7 protein-coding genes and 3 pseudogenes are annotated in these 10,561 nt (G+C 28.8%); 8 read left to right on the plus strand and 2 right to left on the minus strand.

The annotated features are described in order from the left end of the window. Nucleotides 1-117: 117 nt before the first annotated feature. The 3 genes and pseudogenes from JJQ98_RS08860 to JJQ98_RS07460 form a co-directional block, all read left to right on the plus strand. Nucleotides 118-171 (plus strand): annotated as a pseudogene (locus tag JJQ98_RS08860) (hypothetical protein); the annotation flags it as partial. Between the two features lie 24 nt (nt 172-195). Next, nucleotides 196-668 (plus strand): annotated as a pseudogene (locus JJQ98_RS07455) (hypothetical protein); the annotation flags it as partial. A gap of 285 nt (nt 669-953) precedes the next feature. After that, entirely contained in the window at nt 954-1,565 is a 612-nt protein-coding gene (locus tag JJQ98_RS07460) for an NYN domain-containing protein (protein WP_040499606.1), read from the plus strand. 10 nt (nt 1,566-1,575) lie between these two features. Here JJQ98_RS07460 and JJQ98_RS07465 read toward each other — a convergent pair whose 3' ends face one another. Together JJQ98_RS07465 and JJQ98_RS07470 are read right to left on the minus strand one after the other, a co-directional pair. Next, nucleotides 1,576-2,280 carry a GNAT family N-acetyltransferase gene (locus JJQ98_RS07465; protein WP_060660916.1) on the minus strand — a complete coding sequence of 235 codons (705 nt, stop codon included), beginning with the start codon at nt 2,278-2,280 and terminating at the stop codon, nt 1,576-1,578. A 328-nt stretch (nt 2,281-2,608) separates the two neighbouring features. Next, on the minus strand, nt 2,609-3,124 hold the full coding sequence (locus JJQ98_RS07470) for an Hcp family type VI secretion system effector (protein WP_005020432.1): 516 nt from the start codon (nt 3,122-3,124) through the stop codon (nt 2,609-2,611). Between the two features lie 205 nt (nt 3,125-3,329). Between JJQ98_RS07470 and tssM the strand changes: the two genes are divergently transcribed. The 5 genes and pseudogenes from tssM to JJQ98_RS07490 form a co-directional block, all read left to right on the plus strand. Beyond that, nucleotides 3,330-6,860 carry a type VI secretion system membrane subunit TssM gene (gene tssM, locus JJQ98_RS07475; RefSeq protein ID WP_134043208.1) on the plus strand — a complete coding sequence of 1,177 codons (3,531 nt, stop codon included), beginning with the start codon at nt 3,330-3,332 and terminating at the stop codon, nt 6,858-6,860. 2 nt (nt 6,861-6,862) lie between these two features. Beyond that, nucleotides 6,863-7,753: an FHA domain-containing protein gene (locus JJQ98_RS07480; RefSeq protein WP_134043177.1), complete on the plus strand. Its 891-nt coding sequence runs from the start codon at nt 6,863-6,865 to the stop codon at nt 7,751-7,753. A gap of 77 nt (nt 7,754-7,830) precedes the next feature. Further along, nucleotides 7,831-7,956 (plus strand): hypothetical protein, encoded by a 126-nt coding sequence (locus JJQ98_RS08910; RefSeq protein ID WP_257005480.1) that lies wholly within the window; start codon nt 7,831-7,833, stop codon nt 7,954-7,956. A 6-nt stretch (nt 7,957-7,962) separates the two neighbouring features. Next, complete coding sequence (locus tag JJQ98_RS07485) at nt 7,963-8,778, plus strand: hypothetical protein (RefSeq protein ID WP_151105302.1); 816 nt, start codon at nt 7,963-7,965, stop codon at nt 8,776-8,778. Next, a pseudogene (locus tag JJQ98_RS07490) lies at nt 8,778-10,561 on the plus strand (hypothetical protein); the annotation flags it as partial. The gene JJQ98_RS07485 and the pseudogene JJQ98_RS07490, both read left to right, overlap by 1 nt.

Genomic DNA, 10,561 nt, shown 5'->3' on the forward strand with positions numbered 1-10,561 from the left:
TTTGATAAAGAAATTTTAGAATATTGTTAAGATGAGAAAGGTGGGACACAAGGAGTCCCTCGAATTTCGTTTGCAATTATACCAACATAACATTAAAGGAAATTAAAAGGATACACAATGCCACAGAAAAGAGTTTATCTTTATATTCCTTTCAAAGACAAAGAGAAAGCAAGACTATTAGGAGCAATGTGGAATGATAAATCAAAACAAAAAGAAATAAAATCAATTTTTGATAGAAATATTGAAACTCTTTCTAAAGACTACCAAAAAGAATATAAAATTTTTGAATACAAAGGCTTACTCATTAGCGGAGAAAAAACATCACTAAACACACTTAGTTTCTATATTTCAACTTTGGATGGGAAAATTTTTGTAGAACCTGAAAATTTAGTATATAAGCAAGATAATCAGCTTTTATCTTTAGCAAATGAAGTAAGTTTTAGAAGTTTTATAACAAAAGTCAATAACTTTTATAATAATTTAGATAAATTTATATCTCAACAAAATGCACAAATCCAAAAATTAGAGCTAGAAATTACAGAGCTAAAAGTATTACAGGAGATAACACTCCAAAATACACAAGAAAAGATTATTTAGAAGCATTAAGGGAAGATAATGGGATTGTTATGGAAGAAATAGAAAAGATGAGTAAGCAAAAAGATTATAAAAGAAAATGAGTTACTTATCTAAACAAATATTTATATCATAAGCTCTTATTAATGTTTTTGTGATAGAATTACAACATCATTAGCACATAGAGGGGTCTTTTTAGCATAATATTTTTAAATTGACGACTCATTGTGCCTTCAAAGTTTTAGTAAATAGGACTACATATTATGGATTCACTTAATCAAAATACAGAATTTTCTATAATTCAACCAAAAAAGACTGCTGTGCTTGTAGATCTTTCTTTTTTTATTGAAAGATACAATACACACAAAAGCATTAAAACAATGGACGCCACAGAATTGGCTAAAAGATTAAAAGACTATGTGTGGGAAACCCTTAGAAGAAGTCAAGACTATTTATATAGAGTTTATATTTATGATTGCGAACCGTTAGACAAAAATGTTCCTATGCCTCCTATAGAAAAATCTGATAAATCTAAAAATTTAAGCAAAACTGCGACTTATAAATTTAGAAGTGAATTATTAAAACATCTAAGAAGGCAACCGTATTTTGCTGTAAGATTAGGCGAAATTGATGAAAATTCATTTCAATGGAAATTCAAAAATTATGATAAATTTAAAAAAATTCTACGCAAAGAAATTGATGTTAGCGAACTAAGCAATGAAGATTTTGTTTTAGACATTAAACAAAAAGGTGTAGATATGAAAATAGGGCTTGATATTGCAACTTTGGCAAATAAACACCAAGTAGAAAAAATCATTTTAATTACAGCAGATAGCGATTTTGTTCCTGCTGTAAAACACGCCAGAAAAGAAGGGCTTATTGTGCAATTAGATCCTATGAGATTTCCAGAAACCCAAATCAAAAAAGGTTTATTAGAGCATATTGATATTCTCTCATCTGTTTTTATCAATAAAAATAAAAATGGCAATTAATTATTGTTTTTTATTTTGCTAAATAGATAACTAAAAAAATCAATGCTATTAGAAGAAAAAACATAAGCTTATTCCTTGCACGAAGGGTATCATTCTTACTGTTTGCTTCATATAAATCATTTTTATAACATTTTAAAAGCTTATCGCTTTTTTCTTTTTCATATTGTAATTTTCCTAGCTGATAACATACATCAAGCATACAAACTTCTTGAATATAATCAAAATCTTTTCTTATTTTTAAAACACTAATGCTATCTATACTAAAACCTGTATTGCTTTCATTAAATACAAAACCTAATTTTTTATACATCCTGTCTCTTCTTATATGATTTTCTAATTTTACTTCATCAACTTCACTTAATTTACCACTAAGTCTTGCTGTTGGTATATAATTTAAAGCAATTTCTAGCATTTTATTTATCACAAATGTTCCTATCCCTAAAGATCTATAATCCTGATGGAGCATTATGGAAGAATGAAAATTCCAACTATTAAAATCATACTCCAATGTCCAATAGTTTCTATTTTTATTAGTATTTGGAATAACACCTCCTTCATCTTTTAAGTATTGATAATCTATAATTGCAGATATATCAACATAGTAAATTTTTTGTCTTTCTTTACATATTTTTATTTCAAAATCCAATTTAAAACAAACCTCCTTCCCATTTCTTTTGGAAATATAAAATTTGCTCGTATAAATTTCTTGTTTCATTATATTTATTCCTTTCTTTTATAAATTACTTATCTCTTGTAATCTCATTATACCTAACACTTGTCCATCGCAAGATATTATCGGTTCTTTGCTCTCCCTGCTGTAGCCAATTGAGTGCATTGAAGGAAATGTAAAAATTGATAAAATTATAAGGATTATATTGCTATTAATCTTTATTATTGTGCGTCATATTTGCAATATTAATTAAAAATATCGACAATATAATAAAATTTTAAATAAACTCTCATTAGATAAATATATGCAGTAAAGTGATATATAGCAAAAATGGTTTTAGCATTTTTGCTATCAAGAAGTTATTAAAGGGAGATTAAGCTTTATTTTCTCTCCAATCATCGCTTCCGCTTGTTCCAGCTGCAGTATGTTCCCAAATTATTTTTCTATAATTCAAGGATACTCTAAACAATTCTGTCTTGTTGTGGTTATCAGCATCTTGTGCATTAGGAGATACAAGATCAATATCTGTAATAATTGCATCTTCCAATTTTGTAGTAAAATAGTGTTCTTGCCCTCCACTAGTTGAAGTTCTAAACCAATAAATCTCTACAGTAGGTAATCTTTCCCCTTTTGTCAGGGCATTATAAAGCAACGGGGTTGCTTTATTGAGTGAGCAAGTAAATATAAAAGGTTTGTGGACTCTTTGTCCGCTTGGTTGCCCACTTTGTTGATCCACTGGAACTGTAACTTTATGAGACACTTCTTGAGCCATAATTTCATCTTCGTGTCCAGCTTGATAACGATTGCCTATACTTGCTTCTGTCGAAGCCCCACTTGAAATAAGCCCTTGAGTTGCACCTTCTATTTTAATATACACTGGTTGTGCCATTTTTACTCCTTACTTTAAAATTATTTAAAATCTTAATTTAATAACTTAGATTATGGCGTTAATTCTTTTTACAGAATTATATTTGGCAACACCCAAATCTAATGTCTTTAATTATACCAATTTTTGAGCCATTTTATCTTAAATTTTGATAATTTTCTATAAAATATACATAAATATAAAACTTTTATTAAAAATAAGGATACATATGTGGCTTCAGAAAATATTTAATTTCATAAAATCCAAAACTTTTATTCTCATTATGCTGTTTATTGCTCTTGTGGTAATGAGTTTATCATTTTGGTTTTGGGGACCTCTTATTGCTTTTAACGAGGTTTATATATTCGGCAGTGGATATTTACGATTTGGCATCATTTTAATTGTTTGGGTTATTATATTCTTTTCATTCTTAATGAAGCCGATTATTAACTTTTTTGCTTCGCTCAAAAGCAAGAAAAGACTAAAGTTAAAAGAGTTCAAAAAAGAAGCTAATGAATTTCTTTTTAGAGCCAAAAGGAATTTTTCTATCTCTTTACAAGACGCAAAGAATACTTGGAAAAAAGATATAAAAATGAAAAATTTGCCATTATTTATTATTATAGGAAATGAGGGTGCAGGTAAAAGCACTTTTATTAATTATTCTAACATAGAATATCCCCTTAGTGATAGTTTGGAATCTTATAAGAAATTACATAAATCTACTACAAATTTTGCTCTTTATGTTTCCAAAAAAGGAGCTTTATTAGATACAGAGGGAAATTATTTCTCACAAGAGGACTTTTTTAATCCCTCTAATAGCGATGAATTACCAGAAGATGATTTAGAAAAAAATAAAGATTTCTTGATTAAAAAGAATATTTGGCAAAACTTTTTAACTTTCTTAAATAAGAATTTCTTTCATAGCAAACTTAATGGAATTATTTTGGTTATAGACACAACTTCTTTCTTAAATAATCCCAAAGAGTATTCTCAAAGTTTAATTCGACATTTAACAAAAAGAGTTAATGATTGTGAGCATTTTTTAAATCTTAAATTACCCATTTATATTGTCTTTTCCAAGTTAGATCTAATTGAAGGAATGAAAGAATATTTTGATATTTTTAATGACAAAATTGCCAATAAAATTTTGGGTATTTCTTTTCAAGATAAAATCAATGAAAATAACTTATATAAAGAATTTCAGGAAATCAGTGAATCGTTACAACTTTCTTTTATGCAAAAAAATAGCAACATTTATTCTTTGGAAGAAAAAAATAGAATTTATCTATTTTTAAAGCAACTAGACAACCTATTTGCCTTGGTGGTAAAATTTATTATAGAAATGCAACAAGAAAATGCTTTAAAAAATAATTCTTATATTCGTGGAGTTTATTTCGTAAGTGCTTATCAAGAAAATATTCCTAGAAATTTTTTATTAGACGCCGTGTGTGATAAGTATGCATTAAAAAAATCTCTTGCTAAGGTTAAACCTTTATATAGCAAACAAAGCTATTTTGTCAAATCTCTGTTGGAGGATATTATTTTTAAAGATTATTCTCTGAGTAAAACAAAAGGTTTATTGAAAAAAACTGCTTTATTATCTACTATTTTAATTATAAGTCTATGCACATACTTTGTATCATTCTATCTTATAAATAAAACTAATTTGGAGGTTTCTAAAAGTGTAACCACCTCAAAAGCTTTAGAATCTTTATTAGATGGGTTGCACTATGAAGAATTAACCATTAAAGAAAAGGCTGATTTACTTGCTGGTATGAAAAATATTCTTAGCGTATATCCTGAATTAGCACAAAATCAACATATTATGCAATATTTTAGTCTAAATCTTTCCTATAAAGGTTTCAAGAAGGCACGAGAGATCTATCAAATGCTTAATGAAGATGTTTTAAAAAATACCCTTTTAAAAGAGATGGAAACAATTTTACAAACTGACAATGACAAAAATAATTTAATTAAAACACTTTATATCTATCAATCTCTATTTGAGCAAAAATACTTGAATAAAGAATTGTTAAAAATTTGGATTAATGAAAATTGGGGCTTTTTAGAGAAATATCAAATCACTAAGGGAGATTTTTTAAGTGGTATTGATGAATTAAAAGAGATTGATGTACAAAATTTTGCAATCGATGAGGAAAGTATTGAAATTGGGATAAATAAATTAACAACAGTTAGCAGAGTGCAAAGAATCTATATTCTGTTTAATTTTTTAAATAGCAATAAACCAAAGGAAAAATATTTCATTAAAGAGGAATTAGGCTTCTTGGCAAATAATGTTTTTTCCGAAAAATCAAAAATTAACTTTGTAGATAAAATATATACAAAACAAGGGATGTCAAGTTTTCTAAAGGAATTAAATCAACAAATTGGTAATGTTATTCATATTGAAGAATGGATGTTGCGTGGTGGAATTTCTAAAGAATCTGAGAGCGTAATTACACTAGGTATATTAAAACTTTATTTAGCTGAATATCAACAAAAATGGCTAGAAATCCTCGCTTCAATCTCTCCTCAGAAATATAATACTAAGAGTTCTATGATTAATGAGCTTGAAATATTATCCAAAAAAGGCAATCCCATCCTTTTGTTAATAGGAATTGTTAGTGCAAATACCAATTTAAATGACGCCTCATTATTAAGTGAAGCTTATAGCTTAGGACTTAATGCCACTGAAATTAAGAGTAACTTTATAAGTATCACTAATGCTTTTGAACCTTACCACATCATTGCTAAAGAAAATTCATTTTTAATGACTGGGGCTGCCGCTGTTGGAATTAACTCTAGCGACAACGAAAAAATTATGGAAACCATTAATGCTAATATATCAAATATGCAAAATAAAATAGTAAATTTCTCTGCAGATAATATGCAAAATACAGAGGAAAAGATTGCATATAGTCTTGGCAAAATAAAGGAAGTCGATGATCCTTTTGTTGTATTTGCCAATAATATAAGAAAGTTACCAAAAGATTTAGAGAGATATTACAATGAATTATCCCAATACGCTTGGAATCTTATAGAAAGCTATGGAGTTTCATTGTTTAATAGAGCTTGGATAAATGAGATATACACTCCTTTTATTAATAACATTACGCCATATTATCCTTTCAACAAAGAAAGCACAAGCGAACTTAGTTTAGATAGCTTTAAACAATTCTTTGGCAAAAATGGTTCTCTTAATAATTTTTACAAAAAATATTTAAGTGATGTTCTATTAAGAAAAAAGGATCATTATGTTGTCAATGCAGAATTATCCACCAAACTTAGCTTCTCTAAAGAATTTTTAGATTTCTATACAAAAGCAATGAGTTTGTCCTATTTAATGCTTAATGATAATGACAATATTAAGGTAATTTTCACTTTGCATAGTCTTGATTTAAGTGCAGATTTTGCATATATAGAATTAAAATATCAAGACAAAACAATGAGATATGATCATACTTTAAATTCAAACTTGCAAATAGTTGGAGAACAATTCATTAATGGAGCAAGCTTGGTTTTAACTGCATACAATTATCATAATCCTGATGTAATCCACAATAAGACATACGAAGGAGAATGGGGATGGTATAAATTCATTATGGATAGTAGCAGAAATAATAATGGATATAGCATAATATTTAATGGAAATAAAAAACTCTACTTTGATTTTAGTATTATAAATGGTGCAAAAAACTTAAATCAAATCATTACTATATTAGATGATTTTAAAATCGTAGAAAATATTACAAGGAATTAATGATGAACGAAGAAATAGGAATTATAATTGAAAACTTAGAGGATTGTATAACTGCAAAAAAAGTTCATATTTTTAATACTTTAGGTGGAATTATAGGTAGTGATCCTCAATGTGCTTTTTGTGTGCAAAATAAAAGAGAAGAAATACAAAAGCAACACATCAAAATATCATTTGAAGAGGGATTTTTTACTATTTCCCCTATGCAAGGTGCAAGTGTCTTTTATGGCGATTCTTTTTCAGAAATGAAAGGGGATTATGAAACCGTAATTAATATTGGTGATACCTTTAGAGCTGGCGATATTACATTTCGCTTTGCCTCTATAAAAGAAGTAAATGAATTACTAGCAAGTAATAGAGTAGAGATTAAAGATATTCCAAATGATACAGGTATGGATGAGATTGAAATCAAACCTAGAGGACAAGTAAAAACCTCCGATTTTCAGGAAAAACAAAACATTAAAGAAAAGCTTTTAGGTGAAAAAAAATATGATATTATGGAAAATAATACTGATTATACAGAGATTATAAACATTAATAAACAGCAAACTCAAGACTTTCAATATGCAAATATATTAAAAGCCTTGCAACAATCACTATTTAAAATCAAAACAAATCAAGAGAGTGCAACGCTTAATGAATATGCAAATATAAACATTAAGGATTTTGAAAGTATCATAGAAAATATTCCATTGATTAAATCTACAAGATTGATGAATACCTTAGTTCTATCTTTGATTGCCAAAGAATTATATAGTCCTATTTTCGAAGAAATGGAAGAAGATATTTTCATTAAATATTTACAGTCAGCCATACAAGGAAATATTAAGGAAGATAAAATATTATTTGAAAATTTGGCAATCAAGGCATTAGAGAACTACATTAAAAAATTGTAAATTATTTTCACTTTAAAAATAAAAATAATTCACTTATAATTTTTGTGGCAACATACAAAACAAGCAAGGAGTTCTAAATGAAAGTATCAATCAATAATCTAAAAGGCTACGCAGAATTAGAAAAAATTTTAGAGATTGCAGAAATAACTTTAGAATACATCAATACAGATGATAATATTAAAATTATTAGAAAGGTAGCTTAAACAAATATGAGATTCTATAAACAAAAAAGATTCTATATTCCATTACTTGTATTATTGCTTTTGCTTATTGTGGTTACTGCATTACTTTATAAACCTTTGAAACTTGTATATTGGGCTAATGAGGTATATCCCAAAGAAATACAAATGCTAGAAAAATATGATACCCTCATTGCCAATCCCTCTACCTTTTTTGCTAACTACACTGAATTTCAACCTAAACTAAAAGATTTCCAAGACTTAAATAAACAGATACAGACTATCAAAAGAGACTTTATCATAATGGATAAGATTGGTTTGGGGGAAGTTTATTTTAATAGCACTACAAATTTGGTTGGTAAATTTCACTATTTATCAAAAATAAAAATATTATTTTTCGGCTACCCCGAAACACAAACCCTCAACCAATCCCAAATGCAACAATACAAAGAGATTCTAAAAAACACACAAGAGCTAAAAGAAGCCATCCCTAAAGAGCAATTTCAATTTGCACAAGCTTATGAGGATTTTTATCAGTTTTTTTCTCAGAATATAAATGATTTAGCTTATGTTCAACGAATTAATACTATTAGACTTACCATTAATTCTACTGCTATTTTTACCAATATTTACCATAATGATACTTGCCCATCTCCATACAAATATGTAGAAACACTTTTGCCAAGAATGCAAGAAAGCTATATGATTTTAAAAAAATTAAAGCCTAATGCTGATGTTTTAAGGCACATTAAGCAGAGTTCCTATGAGGAGTTTTTGGCAAAAATAACACGAGAGATTATGAATCCCTCGCAAAATATCTTATCAACTTGTAAAAGGATAGACTAATGGAAAATAACGAACAAAGTATTACAGAAACATTAGAAGATTCTATCAATCAAGGATTACAAGAAGCACAAACGATAGTTGAGGACACAAGGGAAAAGGTAGGAAATGTTTCTGCTGGTGCTTCTATGGCTAGTTCTGGTTTTGAAGTAATCCAAAGCAATATTGCTAAACCCCTCACCCACACTATCCACATTATCACTAGCAAACTAGAAAAACAATTAGAGATTGCAGAAATAACTTTAGAATACATCAATACAGATGATAGCATTACAATCGTTGGAAAGGTAGCTGGAAATACTATCAATACTTGGATTCTCACAGAGGGTATGTATCTCTCAAAAGTCATCGCTCAAGAGGTAGTGCAAGTAGTAACAAAAGGTAAGACTCCCATAGGTATTGTTATCTTTTCAGCAGGTAGTATCATCTCTTTTTTCTTTGCAGGCAAAGCAGAGGAAATATTTAAGGATTTATATTTTAATCAAGGGCGTGATACTTTCAAACCCCTAGAAAACTTCCTCCAACGACACTTTAACTTCCCAGCTAAACCAAGTTGCCCTAAAGGTAGCACTATGCCTAATGGCTCTTGTGCCCCTAGTCCTCAAGAGTTTTGGTATCCTTTATTCTCTTTTCTTTTTCTTTCTCCTTATCCCAAGCCCTCACAAGCCCACCAAGAAGCTTTAGCTAAAACCAAAGAGTTAAAATCTAAAATCACTCTTGCCTCTAGCCCCCATATACAAAGCGATGTATCAAGCGGCTATATTGATGAAAGAGACTTACAAGAGTATAAAGAACAACAATATGTATTGCAAAAAGAACAAAGACTCTATACCCAAGCTCTGCAAGACTACACACAAGAGCTTGCATATAAATCTAGCATACTTAACTTGTATTTAGAGCGATTAGGAGATAGTATATTACCCCACATCACTGAAAACAGAGGCTTAACATATAATGAAGCCTTGAATCTAGTAAGCAAAAACAACTATATGATAAAAATACTTGATGAAAGTGATATAGATTCTATCGATGTTAATTCGCCTTTTGCGTATTTGAGGGCATTATTTTTATGCGAAAATATCATTGTTGTAGATGAGCAAGGAAACCCAACCCTTAATGAAAGCAATCTCTTTAAGCATTTAGGCTATAAAGACGATGCAACCATAATATTTGCACTTGACAAACAAACCCTAACAAAAGATTACCTTAATAAAAGAAAATCTCTCTATAAAACCATAATGAATCTACGAGAGCAAAGAGAACAAGACTATAAAGAGGAACAAGAAAGAATCTCTCAATTAAGCTATGAGGAATACCAAAGAGAACGAGAAAAAACATTAAGAGAGCAACAAAGACAAGAAAGAATACAAAGAGCAAGGAATCCTAATACAACAAATCATCTCATCTTGGAAACTAAAGACAAAAATAATGTGATTATCTTTTTAGATTCTGATATTTCCCTCTCTAATCTTATCCATATCCACAATAACAAAATAGACATTTTCACTAAAGATGGCACAATACTAGATATACAAAGATTAGAGACTTTATTGCAAGAATATATCAACATAAACCATAATACAGACAACAATGCAAACAATACAAACAATAATGATAATAATACAGCTATTACTTTAGATTTACTAAACTCCCCTAATACTCAAATCTTTTTATATTCTCAACTCCTCCTAGGTGGCTCTGAATCTCCTATAAGCTCTCAAGAATACTTCTTTGGTTTATTAGATTCTAAAAATAGTGATACACTCTTAGATACTCTTAAACCTAT

The organism is Helicobacter pullorum NCTC 12824, assembly GCF_017979475.1.
Classification (GTDB): Bacteria; Campylobacterota; Campylobacteria; order Campylobacterales; family Helicobacteraceae; genus Helicobacter_D; species Helicobacter_D pullorum.